The 16491-nt window shown below is 61.2% G+C and carries 14 protein-coding genes; 11 read left to right on the forward strand and 3 right to left on the reverse strand.

Going from position 1 to position 16491, the window contains the following annotated elements; all coding sequences use genetic code 11:
- Positions 1 to 38: 38 nt before the first annotated feature.
- From phnP to phnE (RT657_RS18785), 5 genes are all read left to right on the forward strand, one after another.
- Positions 39 to 809: a phosphonate metabolism protein PhnP gene (gene phnP, locus RT657_RS18765; protein ID WP_313656296.1), complete on the forward strand. Its 771-nt coding sequence runs from the start codon at positions 39 to 41 to the stop codon at positions 807 to 809.
- Positions 810 to 888: 79 nt separating this feature from the next.
- Positions 889 to 1716: a phosphonate ABC transporter ATP-binding protein gene (phnC, locus tag RT657_RS18770; protein WP_313656285.1), complete on the forward strand. Its 828-nt coding sequence runs from the start codon at positions 889 to 891 to the stop codon at positions 1714 to 1716.
- Between the two features lie 26 nt (positions 1717 to 1742).
- On the forward strand, positions 1743 to 2669 hold the full coding sequence (gene phnD / locus RT657_RS18775; RefSeq protein WP_313656286.1) for a phosphonate ABC transporter substrate-binding protein: 927 nt from the start codon (positions 1743 to 1745) through the stop codon (positions 2667 to 2669).
- Positions 2670 to 2757: 88 nt separating this feature from the next.
- The gene (gene phnE, locus RT657_RS18780; protein WP_313656287.1) at positions 2758 to 3618 is read left to right on the forward strand and encodes a phosphonate ABC transporter, permease protein PhnE; all 861 of its coding nucleotides are present in this window, start codon (positions 2758 to 2760) and stop codon (positions 3616 to 3618) included.
- Positions 3615 to 4499 (forward strand): phosphonate ABC transporter, permease protein PhnE, encoded by an 885-nt coding sequence (gene phnE / locus RT657_RS18785; RefSeq protein ID WP_313656288.1) that lies wholly within the window; start codon positions 3615 to 3617, stop codon positions 4497 to 4499. The genes phnE (RT657_RS18780) and phnE (RT657_RS18785) overlap by 4 nt, the downstream gene beginning before the upstream one ends.
- Here the strand turns inward: phnE (RT657_RS18785) and RT657_RS18790 are convergent.
- Positions 4453 to 7056 (reverse strand): ATP-binding protein, encoded by a 2604-nt coding sequence (locus RT657_RS18790; protein ID WP_313656289.1) that lies wholly within the window; start codon positions 7054 to 7056, stop codon positions 4453 to 4455. The genes phnE (RT657_RS18785) and RT657_RS18790 overlap by 47 nt on opposite strands.
- 146 nt (positions 7057 to 7202) lie before the next feature.
- Here RT657_RS18790 and RT657_RS18795 point away from each other — a divergent pair, with 146 nt between their 5' ends.
- The 4 genes from RT657_RS18795 to RT657_RS18810 all read left to right on the forward strand — a co-directional run bounded on the left by RT657_RS18795 (position 7203) and on the right by RT657_RS18810 (position 11463).
- The gene (locus RT657_RS18795; RefSeq protein WP_313656290.1) at positions 7203 to 8717 is read left to right on the forward strand and encodes a sugar ABC transporter ATP-binding protein; all 1515 of its coding nucleotides are present in this window, start codon (positions 7203 to 7205) and stop codon (positions 8715 to 8717) included.
- A gap of 10 nt (positions 8718 to 8727) precedes the next feature.
- Positions 8728 to 9708, forward strand: a complete 981-nt coding sequence (locus RT657_RS18800; protein WP_313656297.1) for an ABC transporter permease subunit — start codon at positions 8728 to 8730, stop codon at positions 9706 to 9708.
- A 90-nt stretch (positions 9709 to 9798) separates the two neighbouring features.
- Positions 9799 to 10737 carry an ABC transporter substrate-binding protein gene (locus RT657_RS18805; RefSeq protein ID WP_140916947.1) on the forward strand — a complete coding sequence of 313 codons (939 nt, stop codon included), beginning with the start codon at positions 9799 to 9801 and terminating at the stop codon, positions 10735 to 10737.
- 42 nt (positions 10738 to 10779) lie between these two features.
- Entirely contained in the window at positions 10780 to 11463 is a 684-nt protein-coding gene (locus RT657_RS18810; RefSeq protein ID WP_313656291.1) for a D-lyxose/D-mannose family sugar isomerase, read from the forward strand.
- 19 nt (positions 11464 to 11482) lie between these two features.
- Here RT657_RS18810 and RT657_RS18815 read toward each other — a convergent pair whose 3' ends face one another.
- Positions 11483 to 12379: an AraC family transcriptional regulator gene (locus RT657_RS18815; RefSeq protein WP_313656292.1), complete on the reverse strand. Its 897-nt coding sequence runs from the start codon at positions 12377 to 12379 to the stop codon at positions 11483 to 11485.
- A gap of 133 nt (positions 12380 to 12512) precedes the next feature.
- On the opposite strand from RT657_RS18815, the gene RT657_RS18820 reads away from it, so the two are divergent.
- Positions 12513 to 13244 (forward strand): SDR family NAD(P)-dependent oxidoreductase, encoded by a 732-nt coding sequence (locus RT657_RS18820; protein WP_313656293.1) that lies wholly within the window; start codon positions 12513 to 12515, stop codon positions 13242 to 13244.
- Positions 13245 to 13279: 35 nt separating this feature from the next.
- Here the strand turns inward: RT657_RS18820 and RT657_RS18825 are convergent, their stop codons facing one another.
- Positions 13280 to 14023 (reverse strand): response regulator transcription factor, encoded by a 744-nt coding sequence (locus RT657_RS18825; protein ID WP_313656294.1) that lies wholly within the window; start codon positions 14021 to 14023, stop codon positions 13280 to 13282.
- Between the two features lie 422 nt (positions 14024 to 14445).
- On the opposite strand from RT657_RS18825, the gene RT657_RS18830 reads away from it, so the two are divergent.
- On the forward strand, positions 14446 to 15744 hold the full coding sequence (locus tag RT657_RS18830) for an NCS2 family permease (protein WP_211278756.1): 1299 nt from the start codon (positions 14446 to 14448) through the stop codon (positions 15742 to 15744).
- Positions 15745 to 16491: the final 747 nt, after the last annotated feature.

Here is a 16491-nt window from a genome sequence, read left to right on the forward strand (position 1 = left end):
GCACCGCTTCCGGCACGGACAACAACAGACCGGCCGCTCTGACACTCACTTTTCTGGGCACCGGCGGGGTGACGGCGGCACCGCTGCCGGGCTGTGCCTGCCGTGCCTGCCTGCGGGCCACGCACGACCCGCGTTTTGCGCGCGCGCCCTGTAGCGCGCTGATTGAATATGGCCGCGAGCGGGTTCTGCTGGATGCCGGGCTGCCGCTGCTGGCGTCCCGTTTTCCGCCCGGCACCCTGTCGCGCATTCTGCTGACGCACTACCATATCGATCATGTCCAGGGGCTGTTTGCGCTACGCTGGGGGCGGGGCGATCCGATCCCGGTCTGGGGACCGCCCGACCCGCGTGGCTGTGACGATCTCTACAAACACCCCGGCCTGCTCGATTTCCGGCCCGCCCTGACGCCGTTCGTGGCGCACGCCTTTGGTGAACTGCAGGTTACGCCGCTGCCACTGCAGCACTCCCGGCTGACGCACGGCTATCTGCTGGCATGGCATGACATCCGCATCGCCTGGCTGTGTGACACCTGCGGTCTGCCGCCCGACACCGCCGACTTTCTGCGCGGTCAGCCGCTGGACCAGCTGGTGATTGACTGCAACGATCCGCCCTGTGCCACGCCGCGTAACCACAATGATGTGACGCAGGCGCTGGCGACAGTGGCGCTGCTCCGGCCGCGTCAGACCTGGCTGACGCACCTCAGTCATGAGATGGATAACTGGCTGGCGGAAAACAGGCTACCGGACGGCGTGCAGCCCGCCCGCGATGGACAGACGCTGCGATGCGATGCCGCGTGGCCTGTCACCGTTTGATCATCTGGCTGTCATCCCGCGTTCATCATGCCACGCCTTAATAAGCCGCAGAACGTAATCAGCGATGACGGAGAACAGCATGGCACAGGCCCTCTTGAAAACGGTGGTCGATAACGATCTGCCGCCAGCCAGCTTCAGCGGACAAAAAGTGTTGTCAGTGCAGAAACTGAGCAAAGCCTGGGGCGACACGACGGTGCTGGATCAGGTCAGTTTCGACCTGCATGCCGGGGAGCTGGTCGGGGTCATCGGCCGTTCGGGCGCCGGTAAGTCGACTCTGCTGCACATGCTCAACGGCACCATCGACGCCACGTCCGGCGCGATTATCAGCATGCAGGGGGAGGCGGAGCGCAACGTGGTAACGCTCAACAGCCGCCAGATGCGCGAGTGGCGCAGTCAATGCGGCATGATCTTTCAGGATTTCTGTCTGGTGCCGCGCCTCGACGTGCTGACCAACGTGCTATTGGGGCGGCTGAGCCAGACCGGCACGCTGAGGTCTTTCTTTAAAATCTTCGCCGACCACGACCGGGCGCACGCCATCGAACTGCTGCAGTGGATGAACATGCTGCCGCAGGCGCTGCAGCGGGCCGAAAACCTCTCTGGCGGGCAGATGCAGCGGGTGGCGATCTGCCGTGCGCTGATGCAGAACCCCAGGATCCTGCTGGCCGATGAACCGGTGGCGTCGCTGGACCCGAAAAACACTAAACGCATCATGGATGTGCTGCGTCAGGTCAGCGAGCAGGGCATCAGCGTGATGGTTAACCTGCACTCCATTGAACTGGTGAAACGTTACTGCACCCGGGTGATTGGCATCCAGCGCGGCGTCGTGCTGTTTGACGGTCATCCCTCCCGACTAACCGACAGCCTGCTGCACCAGCTGTACGGTGATGAACTCAACCAAATTTATTAACGTCCACTGTAAGAGAACCACGTCGAATGAAACTGACTTCTTTAGCACTCCTGACTTCGGTCATGGCATTTGGTGTCAGCGCAGCGGATGCGCCAAAACAGCTTAATCTGGGCATTCTGGGCGGCCAGAACGCTACGCAGCAGATTGGCGACAATCAGTGTGTGAAGGCCTTCTTTGATAAAGAGCTGGGTGTGGATACCCAGATGCGCAACGCCTCTGACTATTCGGGGGTGATCCAGGGCCTGCTGGGCGGCAAAATCGATATGGTGCTGAGCATGTCGCCCGCCTCGTTTGCGTCGGTCTACATCCAGAACCCGAAAGCGGTGGATGTGGTCGGCATTGTGGTCGACGACAAAGATCAGTCGCGCGGCTATCACTCGGTGGTGATCGTGAAGGCGGACAGCCCCTATAAAAAGATTGAAGACCTGAAGGGTAAATCGTTCGGGATGGCCGATCCCGACTCGACCTCCGGCTTCCTGATGCCGAACCAGACGTTTAAGAAGCTGTTCGGCGGAACGGTAGATGACAGATATAACAATACCTTCTCCAGCGTCACCTTTTCCGGTGGCCACGAGCAGGACATTCTGGGCGTGCTGAACAACCAGTTTGATGGCGCGGTCACCTGGACCTCAATGGTCGGTGACTACAACAGCGGCTACACCTCCGGCGCGTTTGGCCGTCTGATCCGGATGGACCACCCCGATCTGATGAAGCAAATCCGCATTATCTGGCAGTCCCCGCTGATCCCCAACGGTCCGGTGCTGGTCAGCAACAGGCTGCCCGCTGACTTTAAAGCGAAAGTGGTGTCGGCGATTAAAAAGCTGGATAAAGAGGATCACGCCTGCTTCGTGAAAGCAGTGGGCGGTCAGCAGCATATCGGTGAGGCGACGGTCGCCGACTATCAGAACATCATCGACATGAAGCGTGACCTGATGAAAGGCAGCCGCGGCTGAAACTGACTTATCTTCCCCGCACTAGCGGGAAAAGCGGGATGCGGCAGTCCGCGCGGTATCCCGCTGTTTTTGTGCCGGAGATCCCCCTTTGACCGAATTCGAACATTACTATCAGCGCATCCGCCGTCAGCAGAAACGTGACACGCTGATCTGGTCGCTACTGCTGGTGGCACTCTATCTGGCGGCGGGCAGGATCGCCGAGTTTAATCTGCTCATCGTCTGGCAGTCGCTGCCGCACTTCTTCGACTATCTGCATGAGATCCTGCCGGTGCTGCATCTGCCGCTGCTGTTTGCCGACGGTAAAACTGAAGGCTCGCTGGCCTACTGGGGCTACCGCTTGCCCATTCAGCTGCCGCTGATCTGGGAAACCCTGCAGCTGGCGCTGGCCTCGACGCTGGTAGCAGTGGGCGTGGCGGCGGTGCTGGCGTTCTTCGCCGCCGGCAACACCCAGACGCCGGCCAGCGTGCAGCTGGCGATTCGCGCCGCTGTCGCCTTTCTGCGCACCATGCCGGAACTGGCGTGGGCGGTGATGTTTGTGATGGCATTTGGCATCGGCGCCATCCCCGGCTTCCTGGCGCTGGCGCTGCATACGGCAGGTAGCCTGACCAAACTGTTTTATGAGGCGATTGAGTCGGCGTCGGAAAAGCCGGTGCGCGGGCTGGCAGCCTGTGGGGCCAGCAAACTGCAGCGGATGCGCTTCGCCTTCTGGCCACAGGTTAAGCCGGTTTTTCTCTCCTACAGCTTTATGCGACTGGAGATCAACTTTCGCTCATCAACCATTCTGGGCCTGGTGGGCGCAGGCGGGATCGGCCAGGAGCTGATGACCAATATCAAACTGGACCGCTACGATCAGGTGAGCATCACGCTGCTGCTGATCCTGATTGTCGTGTCGCTGCTGGATACCTTATCCGGTCAGCTTCGCCGCCGTGTGACAGGAGACCGCGCATGATCAGCCACGTAACCGATATCACACAGATGAAGCAGCAGCATGGCGAACTCTTCGCCGCGCAGCCGCGCTACCTGCGTCGCCTGGCGCTGATCGCGCTGGCGGTGCTGCTCTACTACCTCTATTTCTTCTCGGTGTTCGGGCTGGAGTGGGCGCGTCTGCTGGCGGGCTGCCAGCAGCTGGGGCGCTATTTCCTGCGGATGTTTGTCTGGCATGACTTCATGAACTGGCCCTTTGGCTACTATCTGTCACAGGTCGGCATCACATTAGGGATTGTGTTTGCCGGCACGCTGACCGCCTCACTGCTGGCCCTGCCGCTGTCGTTTCTGGCGGCGCGTAATGTGATGCACGACCGCGCCGCCAGACCGCTGGCGTTCCTGATGCGGCGTCTGTTCGACGTGCTGCGCGGCATCGACATGGCGATCTGGGGGCTGATCTTTGTCCGGGCGGTCGGGATGGGGCCGCTGGCCGGGATACTTGCCATCATCCTGCAGGATGTGGGTCTGCTTGGTAAGCTCTACGCCGAAGGGCACGAAGCGGTGGAGCGTTCGCCGGGGCGCGGGCTGAGTGCCGTCGGTGCCAACAGCCTGCAGAAGCACCGGTTCGGCATCTTCACCCAGTCATTTCCGCAGTTTCTGGCATTAAGCCTCTATCAGATTGAGTCCAATACCCGCTCGGCGGCGGTGCTGGGCTTCGTCGGCGCAGGCGGGGTCGGCCTGGTCTATGCCGAGAATATGCGGCTGTGGAACTGGGATGTGGTGATGTTCCTGACGCTGATTCTGGTGGTGGTGGTCATGGTGATGGATGTGATCTCCAGCCGTCTGCGTAAGCGATACATCAGCGGGACACCGGTGCCACTGTGGCAGCCTGCTGCGCGCGATTAAGCCGTTCGCTGCGCTGCCAGGCGCGCTGCAGCGCCTGCACCAGCTGAGCCTGCTGCCAGGGCTTCGCCAGCCGTTCACACAGCGGCAGCGTTACCGGCTGGTGGCGCAGGTCCTGACCGCTGATGAGCAGCGTCGCCAGCTGCGGCCAGTTCTGCTGCGCCTGGCGGATCACCTCCGCGCCGTTGATCTCGCCGGGCAGCATCAGGTCGCTGATCAGCAGGTCAATATCGGGGGTCTGGCGCAGCAGCGCCAGCGCCTCTTCACCGTCACCGCACTCCAGCGTCAGATAACCCAGCTGATGCAGATGCTCACACAGCGTCTGGCGCACCGCCGGTTCATCATCCAGTACCAGCACCAGCCGGTTGCTGCCAGCCTCTGCTGGCGGGGGCGGGGGCGGTACGATCGCCGGCGTCACGGCGGTTTCTGCGGCGCGCGGCAGCAGCAGCCTGACCGTGGTGCCCTGACCGGGCGTGGTTTCCAGTTCGATCTGTCCGCCCGACTGCCGTACAAAACCGTAAACCATCGACAGCCCCAGTCCGCTGCCGCTGCCGGTCGCTTTGGTGGTGAAGAAAGGCTCAAACACCTGTTCGCGCACGGCGGCTGACATGCCGCAGCCGTGATCGATCACTTCGATTGTGACGCGGTCACGTTTTTCAGTGCCTTCTGTCCGTCGCTGATTCCAGATGCGCAGCCGGATTTCGCCACCCTGCTGGTGCATCGCATCCCGTGCGTTGACCACCAGATTGATCAGCGCATTCTCCAGCTGACCGGCATCAATCCAGGCGGGCCAGCCGGGACGCTGCGCATCGATAATCAGCTGCTGTCCGGGCAGCAATGAGTGCTGTAACAGCTCCTGCAGGTTATCCACCAGCGTCACCACTGACACCGAACGGGGAAAAAGGGCCTGCTTGCGTGAAAAGGCCAGTAGCCGCTGGGTCAGCTGGGCAGCACGGTCGGCAGCCTGACGCGCCCGCGCAATCCGGCTGGCCAGCGGGCCGGGCATCGGCTGCCCCTCGGTCAGCGCCAGACTGCCGATGATCACCGCCAGCAGGTTATTGAAATCATGCGCCAGCCCGCCAGTCAGCTGGCCGACCGCCTTCATCTTCTGGCTGTGCTGCAGCGCCTCTTCCAGGGTTTTCCGCGCAGTGCGATCCAGAACGGTGTTGACCATGCCACGGCGTGGGATCGGGCTGAAGCGCAGCTCCAGCGTGCGGCCATCGGCCAGCCGGATCTCCTGCGGTTCCCCCGGATCGTGCAGATCCACCGCCAGCGGGGCCAGCAGCTTCTGATAGTGAACGCCGCGATGCAGCGCGCGCGGCGCAATGCCGAGCAGCTCTGCATACTGGGCGTTCCACACCACCAGCTGACCCCCGTTGTCAAACAGAGCGAAGCCGTCGCGCATCGCCAGAAAGGTTGACTCCAGCTGGTTACTCTTCTCTTTCAGCAGGCGTGAGGTGTGCGCCAGCGAGGCGGTATTGCGCGCAAAAACGTTAAAGGCCCGCGCCAGCTCGCCCAGTTCATCACGGCGCTGCACCCCCGGTACGCTGACGTTCTGTTCGCCCTGTGCCAGCCGCGTCATCGCACCGGCAATCGCCGTCAGGCCCGACCCGAGGTTGCGGTAGATATAGATCCCGGCATAGCCGGTGATCGCCAGCGCCAGCAGCACAAACAGCGCGATAAACCCGATGATTGATTCCAGTTCACGATGGGTGGCCAGCGTCCGCGCCTCGCTCTGCAGCGCCACCTGCTGCACCGACGCGCTGATGTCATCATTCAGCATCGCCACCAGTGCCTTGATCCGGTAGGTGGCGTAGGCAATCGCCAGATCGCTCTGCTCCAGTGCTTCCGCCAGCGGCAGCAGACGCTGCTGGGTTTCCAGCAGTCGCTGCACTTTTTCGCCAGTCACGCCAGCCAGCGGCACAGCGCGCCATGCGGTCATCAACTGCTGAAGCTGCTCAATGACCGCGATGGGCGACGGCGTGCGGATCGCGATTGTCATCAGCCGTTCAGTCTGCTCGCGCAGCGCGGCATCCGGCAGGGGCCGCTGTTCCCGCTGCACCAGCAGACCGATATGGCTGAGCAGAATCTGCGCCTGCCAGAGGTCGCTCAGCATCGTGTTGCGCTGCAGGTGGCGCTGATGGCCGGTCAGCAGCAGGCGGTTAATGGTCTGCTCCAGCATCAGGCTGCGGGCGCGGATCCGGGCGAGGCGCTCGGGCTGGCGGACCGCCAGCGGCGCGCTGGCCAGCAGGCTCAGCGACTGCTGCAGCGCCTGCTGATTCTGTTGTAACCGCTGTGATTCGCTCTGATACTCCAGCGCCCCGACGACCTGCGACAGCCGGACCGCCGCCGTCGCCACGTTAGCGGTGTCCCGCGCCAGCGCCAGGCTGCCGTTCATGTCTGCCAGCGTCTGAGCCTGCGCCTGCTCCTGAATCGCGCCGGCGTGACGAAAGCCAACGATCGCCACCACGCTGACCATCAGCGTGACCAGCACCACCAGCAGATTAAACAGCAACAGACGCCCACGCGCGCCGGCCTGCCACGGATAGCTGTGCTGCATCCCACACCTCTTTTTCACGGCAACCGTGGGCCGAGTATAGGAGTGTGCAGGCTGCGGTTTATGACAAATATGAATGGCCGCTGACATTTTCCGTTTATCTGGCGTTGCTTTACTGGCGGCTATCCACAGTCGGCAGGAGCGAGGCGATGACAGCCAGACCCATACTGGAAATGCGGGGGATTACCCGGCGCTTCGGCAACTTTTATGCCCTGAAGGGCGTCGATCTAACGGTCTGGCCCGGCGAGGTCCACGCGCTGATGGGGGAGAACGGGGCAGGAAAAAGCACGTTAATGAAAATTCTGGCCGGTGCCTATACCGCCAGCAGCGGGGAAATCCTTATTGAGGGCCAGCCTTACGCCCTGAAGGGGCCGAAAGAGGCGCTGGCCGCCGGGATCACCCTGATTTATCAGGAGATCAATCTGGCTCCCAACCTGACAGTGGCGGAGAACATCTTTCTGGGCAGCGAAATCGCGCCGGGCGGGCTGGTGAAACGGCGGGCGATGGCGGAAGAAGCGCAGCGGGTCATCGACCGGCTCGGCGCCCAGTTCAGCGCCTGGGATCTCGTCAGCCGGCTGAGTATTGCCGAGCAGCAGCAGGTGGAGATTGCCCGTGCGCTGCAGCGCAACAGCCGCATTCTGGTGATGGATGAGCCGACGGCCGCGCTCTCCAACCGGGAAACCGAACAGCTTTTTGCGCTGATCAAACGGCTGCGCAGCGAAGGCATGGCCATCATCTACATCAGTCACCGCATGGCGGAGGTGTATGAACTCTCCGACCGCGTCAGCGTCCTGCGCGACGGGGAGTATGTCGGCAGCCTGACGCGGGAGCAGCTCAACGCCAGCGAACTGGTGCGGATGATGGTGGGACGGCCGCTCAGCGACCTGTTTAACAAAGACCGCACTATTGCTCTCGGTGATATCCGGCTGGCAGTTAATCACCTCACCGACGGCGGCAAAGTCCATCCCAGCAGTCTGGCGGTGCGGGCCGGGGAAATCGTGGCGCTGGCCGGGCTGGTAGGCGCGGGCCGCAGCGAACTGGCGCAGCTGATCTTCGGCGTACACAAGCCGAAGGGGGGCGAGATCTGGATCGACGGTGAAAAGGTCACCATCCAGTCGCCGCGCGACGCGATTGCACGCGGCATCGGCTTCCTCACCGAAAACCGCAAAGAGCAGGGGCTGTTTCTGGAGATGGCGGCGCAGGAGAACATTGTGATGGCGACGCTGGAGCGGGACGCCAGCTACGGGATGCTCAACCGCCGCAAAGGCCAGCGTATCGCTTCTGAGGCGATTGCCTCGCTGAATATTCGCGTACCGCACGCTCAGGTCCGGGCGGGTGGGCTGTCTGGCGGCAATCAGCAGAAGCTGCTGATCTCGCGCTGGGTGGCGATTGGGCCGCGCATTCTGATTCTGGATGAGCCGACCCGCGGCGTTGACGTCGGGGCCAAAAGCGAGATCTACCGGATGATGCAGCAGATGGCGCGGCAGGGCGTGGCGATTCTGATGATCTCCAGTGAGCTGCCGGAAGTGGTCGGAATGAGCGACCGCGTTTACGTGATGCATGAAGGCACCATCGTCGGTGAGCTGGAGGGCAGTCACATCAGTCAGGAAAATATTATGACGCTGGCGACCGGTGCGCACAGCGCGTCAGCCAGCGAAATTTAAGGAGACCATGATGACTCAACTGGCCCGCACCAAAGCCCCGACGCTGAAACGTGCCCTGATGGGCGATCTGCTGCAGACGGTGGGGATCCTGCCGATTCTGATCCTGATTGTCGCGGTGTTTGGCTTTATCACACCTAATTTCTTCACGGAAGCCAACCTGCTCAATATCACCCGCCAGGCGTCGATCAACATCGTGCTGGCGGCAGGCATGACCTTTGTGATCCTGACCGGCGGCATCGACCTGTCAGTGGGGTCGATGCTGGGCACCACGGCGGTGGTGGCGCTGGTGGCATCGCTGGACCCGATGCTCGCCTCCCTGACCATCCCGATGGCGCTGGGTGCGGGTCTGATTATGGGGCTGTTCAACGGCATCCTGGTCGCCTGGGCCGGACTGCCGCCCTTTATCGTGACGCTCGGCACTTATACCGCGCTGCGCGGTGCTGCTTATCTGCTGGCGAACGGCACCACGGTGATTAACTCCGATATCAACTTCGAATGGATCGGTAACGGCTATCTCGGCCCGGTGCCGTGGCTGATTGTGATCGCTTTTGCGGTCATCGCCATCTGCTGGTTCATCCTGCGCCGCACGACGCTGGGGGTCCATATCTATGCGGTCGGCGGCAATATCCAGGCCGCGCGGCTGACCGGCATCAAGGTGGGCATGGTGCTGCTGTTTGTCTACGGCATGAGCGGCCTGCTGTCGGGGCTGGGCGGCTTAATGAGTGCCTCACGCCTGTACAGCGCCAACGGGAACCTCGGCGTCGGCTATGAGCTGGATGCCATTGCGGCGGTCATCCTCGGCGGCACCAGTTTTGTCGGCGGTATCGGCACCATCACCGGCACCCTGATCGGCGCGCTGATTATCGCCACGCTGAATAACGGCATGACGCTGATGGGCGTCTCCTATTTCTGGCAGCTGGTGATTAAGGGGGCAGTGATCATCATTGCAGTGCTGATCGATAAATACCGTACCCGTCATCATGTGAGCTGAGATTTAACAGGGCGGATGCGCCACGCTGCATCGGCCCCGTTCCAAACGCCATTTAGTGGTTGGCACTCTGATAACAGCAGGAGAAGGTCTATGCGTTTTAATCCGATTGTAACCGGGCTGCTGGCGGCAACGCTCTTCAGTTCCGGCCTGGCTCAGGCAAAAGAACTTAAATCTATCGGCGTCACGGTCGGCGATCTGGCTAACCCCTTCTTCGTGCAGATCACTAAAGGTGCAGAGATGAAGGCGCGTCAGCTGGCGGGCGATAAGGTGAACGTGACGCTGGTTTCCAGCGGCTATGACCTCGGCCAGCAGGTCGGCCAGATCGACAACTTCATTGCGGCGAAAGTGGACATGATTATCCTCAACGCCGCGGATTCAAAAGGGATCGCCCCGGCGGTGAAGCGGGCGCGTGACGCCGGGATTGTGGTGGTGGCGGTGGACGTGGCGGCCGACGGTGCGAATGCGACCATCACCTCCGACAACACCCAGGCGGGTGCAATGGCCTGTAAATATATCTCGGACCGCCTGAAGGCCAAAGGCAATGTGGTGATCATCAACGGCCCTCCGGTCTCAGCGGTGCAGAACCGTGTGGAAGGGTGCATGAACGAGCTGAAAACCCATCCTGAGATCAAGCTGCTCTCTTACAACCAGAACGCTAAAGGCAGCCGCGAAGGCGGACTGGAGGTGATGACCGGACTGCTCTCCGCCAATCCCAAAATTGATGCGGTGTTTGCGATCAATGACCCTACGGCTATCGGTGCCGATTTAGCGGCGAAACAGGCGCAGCGCAGCGAATTCTTTATTGTCGGCGTCGATGGATCGCCGGATGGTGAAGAGGCGCTGAAGCGCAAAAACTCCCTGTTTGTGGCAACACCGGCTCAGGACCCGCAGGTGATGGCGGCCAAAGCGGTGGAGATCGGTTATGACATCCTGCAGGGCAAACCGGCGCCGGATAAACCGGTATTAATTCCCGTGAAGCTGATCGATCGCGATAACGTCGGCAGCTATCAGGGCTGGACGGTGAAATAAGGCGTGAGGCGGCACCTTGTGTGCCGCCCGCAGGAGGCCATCATGCAACGTTCCGCGGTCAATCACTACCTGCAACAGACCCGCGAGTTTTTCCGGCAGCAGAATGTTCATCTGCCGCCGTGGGCCGACTACGGGCTGAGCCAGTGGCGCGCCCGCGATCCTGATGCAATGCAGGAGATTCTGGCGCTGCGGCTAGGCTGGGATCTCACCAGCTTTGGCGCGGCAGATTTTTTGCAGACCGGGCTGACGCTGTTTACCCTGCGCAACGGCTCGCCGGGTGGACGCCCCTGGCATAAACCCTATGCGGAGAAGATCATGCACGTTCGCGAAGGGCAGCTCACGCCGATGCACTACCATCCGCGCAAGATGGAGGACATCATCAACCGCGGCGGCGGGAATCTGATCGTCGAGCTGCATAACCGCGAGGAGGACGGGCTGGCGGATTCGCCGGTCACGGTATCGCTGGATGGGCAGCGTCAGACCCACGCCGCCGGTTCACAGCTGCGGCTCTCGCCGGGTGAAAGCGTAACGCTGGAGGCGGGCGTCTGGCACAGTTTCTGGGGAGAGCGCGGCTATGGCGACGTGCTGGTGGGCGAAGTGTCGATGCCCAACGATGACGAAAATGACAACGTCTTTCTGACGCCGCTGGCCCGATTCAATCCGCTGGACGAAGATGAAGCGCCGCGCTGGCTGCTCTGTAACGACTACGGCCGCGGCTTTGCCTGATCCCTATGCCGGACGCTGATTATGACTTCGCGGGGTATCCGGGAGCGGACAGCCTCATCTTTCTTATGCTGCGGGCGGGCGGCTCACCGAACAGCCGAGCGTATTCACGCGTAAACTGCGTCAGACTTTCGTAGCCCACATCCGCCGCCACGGCGGCGACATTGCCGGGACGCTGTACCAGCATTTTTCGCGCCTCATAAAGCCGCAGATGTTTCTGATACTGCAGAGGAGAGAGGCCGGTGCTGGCCCTGAAGCCACGATGAAATGCCGAAACGCTCATCCCTGCTATAGCGGCCAGTTCATCGATACGGCATACGTCCGCGTAGTGCATCCGCATCCAGAACAGCGCCTTCCTGATCTTTGCGAAAGGGCCGTTTACCGCGGCTGCCTGACGCAACACGATACCCTGTGGCCCCTGCAACAGTCGGTAAAGGATTTCGCGCTCTATCAGCGGAGCCATTACTCTGATCTCTCCGGGTCTGGCCAGCAGACGTACCATCCGCAGCCAGGCATCTGCCAGCGCATCATCCACGCGATTCACTGCGATCCCCTGTGGCGGGATGTTTCCGGCAGCGGCAGGCAGCTCATGCAGCAGGTCACTGACGGTGGCAAAATCGACCATCAGGCGCACGGCCAGATAGGGTGCTATCTCACTTGCCGCTGTAATTTCCCCGCTGGCAGGAAGATCGAACGACGCGGTAAAGGTTTCGCCGGCGGCATAGGGTATCGCCTGATTTCCTACCTGCAGCGTTTTCTCGCCCTGCAGGATCAGACTGACGAAGGGGGGATAGATATCCGGGGGCAGCAGCAGCGGCTGGCTGACGCGATAGAGGTCGACGCGCGGGATCGCCGTCGCAGTGAGCGCATTTTTTGCGTGCGTCAGCACCTCATCTCTTAACTGGTGGAGCGGATTCATGTTGCGGATCTCCGGCGCGTCGGCACCTGAAAGGAGAAAAGCAGGAACAGGCAAATATTAAGCAGGAATGCAGCCGCCATGCAACCGGGCGCCGCGTAGTGTGGTCGTCTGAACGCTGAACAGGAAGCACTGAATGAACACTGCAGAGGCTGTAATCATGATTACCGGCGCATCGTCGGGGATTGGGGAAGCGACCGCGCGTGCCGCGCTGGCGGCGGGCGCACGGGTGATCTTACTGGCACGGCGGACATCCCGCATTGAGGCCCTGGCCGCAACGTCTGCAAAGGCGCTGGCAGTGACCTGCGATGTGACGTGTCCCGGGCAGATTGAAAAGGCAATCAGGCTGGGGCTCAGCCATTTTGGCCGGATTGACGTGCTGGTCAACAATGCCGGGCAGGGCCTTTACGCCGCGGTTGAAGAGATCGACGTGGCCGATTTTCAGGCTGTGCTGGGCCTTAACCTGATTGCCCCGTTGAGGATGATGCAGGCGGTGATCCCGCAGATGCGGCGGCAGGGCGAGGGGTGCATCATAAATATCAGTTCCGGGGCAACGCTGGGCACCTGGCCAGGATCGGCCGCCTATACCAGTTCCAAGGCCGCCCTGAATATGCTCTCCGCCGTGGCGCGGCTGGAGCTGGCCGAAAGCGGGATTAGGGTGTCGACGATCGCGCCATTTATGACCGCGTCAGGCTTCTATCAGTCGGTAAAGGCAGGGCAGGCGGTGGCAAGTGAGCAGGCGCAGCAGAGCGCCGCATTCGCACACGCGCCAGAACGGGTTGCTGCCGCCATCCTTTCGGTGATCGAAAGCGGCGCGGCACAGGTGGATCTTGTGCCGCGCGTATATGGCGGAACGCTTGATGAGTAAGAACACTGAACTGCTACACGGCCCGGCGGCACGACTCAGGCGATCTGGCTGGTGCGCGGCGCAATTTCTGGCCTGACCACGTCAGCCGAGAAAACATAGCCCAGTCCGCGAATTGTGCGGATCAGATCCGGCTGATGGGGATTGGTTTCAATCTTCCGCCGCAGCCGCATGATCAGCACATCAATGGTACGATCAAACACGTCAAGACTTTCGCTGTGGGTCAGCTCCAGCAGTTGATCGCGGGTCAGCACCTTGCGGGCATGACGAACCAGCGCCCGCAGCAGGCTGTATTCGCCCTGCGTCAGCGGCACCAGTTCGCGCTGCGGATTAAACAGCTGGCAGCGTCCATCGTCCAGTTGCCAGCCGCTAAACCGCCAGCCTGTCTGGCCAGGATCGGCCAGCACCGTTCGCTCACTGCGCCGCAGGGCCGCCCGCGCACGTGCCACGACTACGCGGGGATTAAAGGGCTTCGCGATGTAGTCATCTGCGCCCATCTCCAGGCCTACCACCATCTCCGCTTCCGATCCCATGCCGGTAAGCATAATCACCAGCACCTCCGGCCGCTGCCGGCGAAGCTCCTGCAGCACCAGCAGACCATTGGTGTCAGGCAGCATCATATCCAGCATCACCAGTGCGATGTCCGGGTGTTCGCTGAGCATCGACAGCGCGTCACGTCCCTGATGACAGCGGTAAACCGTCAACAGATGTTCACTTAACGCATCCTGCAGGACATCACAGACGGCAGGATCATCATCCACCACCAAAATCGCTGGCTTCATGGCGCGGCCTCAATGTTGCAAAAGAGTTAATTCAGGAGTCTACACAGGCCAGAAAAGGTTGCTGGGAGAGCATGCTGAAACGTGACCAGCTTCGCCAGTGAGAGTGCAGAAGCGTGCGCTGACGCAGAGTTTTCAGGCCCTGCATATCAGCCGCAGGAAAACGATTGCGCAGGAACGGTGCATTGCACCATAATCGCGCCTCGTTTTGGCTCGGAATTGTCTCAGGCTTCTCCGGCCCTGCCAGGTAATCGATTGCGTCTGAAGATGGCATGGCAATTGCTTTTGGCAGTGGGTTAGTCACGGATGTCAGGCGATATCGGCTTGTCAGTATGCAGCGGCCGCTCTCCCTTTCCCGGAAACAGAATAATCAGCATGCAAACCCCTTTGGCAAGAGAGACGGCTGTCTCCTGTATCGAGAGATGATGATGTTAGAAAAACTATTCAAACTCAAAGCACACAACACCACGGTTCGTACCGAGATTATTGCCGGGATCACCACTTTCCTGGCAATGGCATATATTCTGTTTGTTAACCCGAGCATTCTGGGCGCAACCGGCATGGATAAAGGCGCGGTGTTTGTTGCAACCTGTCTGGCGGCGGCAATTGGCTGCGTGTTGATGGGGCTGATTGCCAACTACCCGATTGCGCTGGCACCGGGCATGGGGCTGAATGCGTTCTTTACCTACACTGTCGTACTGCACATGGGCTATACGTGGCAGGTGGCGCTGGGCGCCGTATTCCTCTCGGCAGTGATTTTCTTTGCGATGTCGCTGTTTAAAATCCGTGAGTGGATTATTACCAGTATTCCGCTGCCGCTGCGCGCCGGGATTGGCGCAGGTATCGGGCTGTTTCTGGCGATTATTGCGCTGGAAGGGGCCGGCATTGTCGTTGATAACCCGGCGACGCTGGTCGGCATTGGCGATCTCACCAAACCGGGACCGCTGCTGGCCATGCTCGGCTTTATCGTCATCGTGGTGCTGGAAGCGCGTCGCGTAACCGGTGCGGTGCTGATCGGTATCCTGCTGGTCACCTTTATCTCCATGGGCATTGGTCTGACACCCTTTGCAGGCGTGTTCTCTGCGCCGCCGTCGATTGCGCCAACCTTTATGCAGCTGGATATCGCGGGCGCGTTTAACGTCGGCCTGGTCAGCGTGATTTTTGCCTTCCTGTTCGTAGACGTGTTTGATAACACCGGTACGCTGCTGGGCGTGACCAAGCGCGCCGGCCTGGCGGATGAGCAGGGTAACGTGCCGAAGATGGGCCGTGCGCTGATTGCGGACAGTGCGGCGGCACTGTTTGGCTCACTGCTGGGCACTTCAACCACCACCAGTTATGTGGAATCGGCGGCGGGTGTGAGTGCGGGTGGCCGTACCGGTCTGACGGCGATTGTGGTCGCCGTGCTGTTCCTGCTGGCACTCTTTTTCTCGCCGCTGGCGTCAAGTGTACCGGTCTATGCTACCGCGCCTGCGCTGCTGTTTGTGGCGGTATTGATGGCATCGGGTCTGGCCGAGATTGACTGGAAAGATATCACCACCGCCGCGCCGGTGACGGTGACTGCGCTGACTATGCCGCTGACCTATTCCATCGCTAACGGCATCGCGTTTGGCTTCATCACGTGGACGCTGGTTAAGCTGCTGAGTGGTCGTGCGAAAGAGGTGAATGCGGCGCTGGTGATCCTGTCGATTCTGTTTGTGATCAAGCTGGGATGGCTGAGTGCCTGATTATTGCCTGGTGGCAGGGTTGCACTGAGCGGGTTTCGCCCGCCAGGCGAGCGGGAGTTTCAGGTTGCCCGCGCGGGCGGACGCGTCAAGGGGCGGACGCCCGCCCCTTAACAATACCGGCGTCCGGCTGCCTCCGCGCTGCGGATGCCTCTGTATACACCGTCGCCGGTGGGTTTATTGCCGGGTTCTGGCAGTGCAGGCCGCTGGCGGCGGGGGAATATCATGCTGGGGCTGCGGTGCAGGGGCTTCGTTTTACATCGGGCTGGCGCTGAGCAGGTTTCGGATAGCAGCGGCGGCACGGTGAGCAGGTTTCGCCCGCCGGGCGAGCGGGAGTTTCAGGTTGCCCGTGCAGGCGGACGCGTTAAGGGGCGGACGCCCGCCCCTTAACAATCCCGGCGTCCGGCTGCCTCCGCGCCCCGCTGTGCGGGGTGCCCTCGTCACGCCCTGCGGCCTGCGGACCGTCCGGACGCGCCCTCCCTGGCGCGTGCCGTCCTTTCGCCGACGTCCTGTCGGCTCATCCTGGCCTCCGGGTGTTCCTCGGCGCTGCGGACGCCTCTCCCAAACCCCCGTCTGCAAATTCTTTTTGTTTATAACGATGCAGTGTTGTCTGCTGGGCTGAAAGCCAAAACCAGAGCCAGAGCAAACTCCGTGAACCTGAAGCGATAAAGTGCCCAACACAGAAAGAAGAAATAACAGCGGGGAGGGAGGCCGTCAGAGCCGCTGAGCGGATGAGGGATTTCAGGACGA

The organism is Pantoea sp., assembly GCF_032114055.1.
Lineage (GTDB): Bacteria > Pseudomonadota > Gammaproteobacteria > Enterobacterales > Enterobacteriaceae > Pantoea.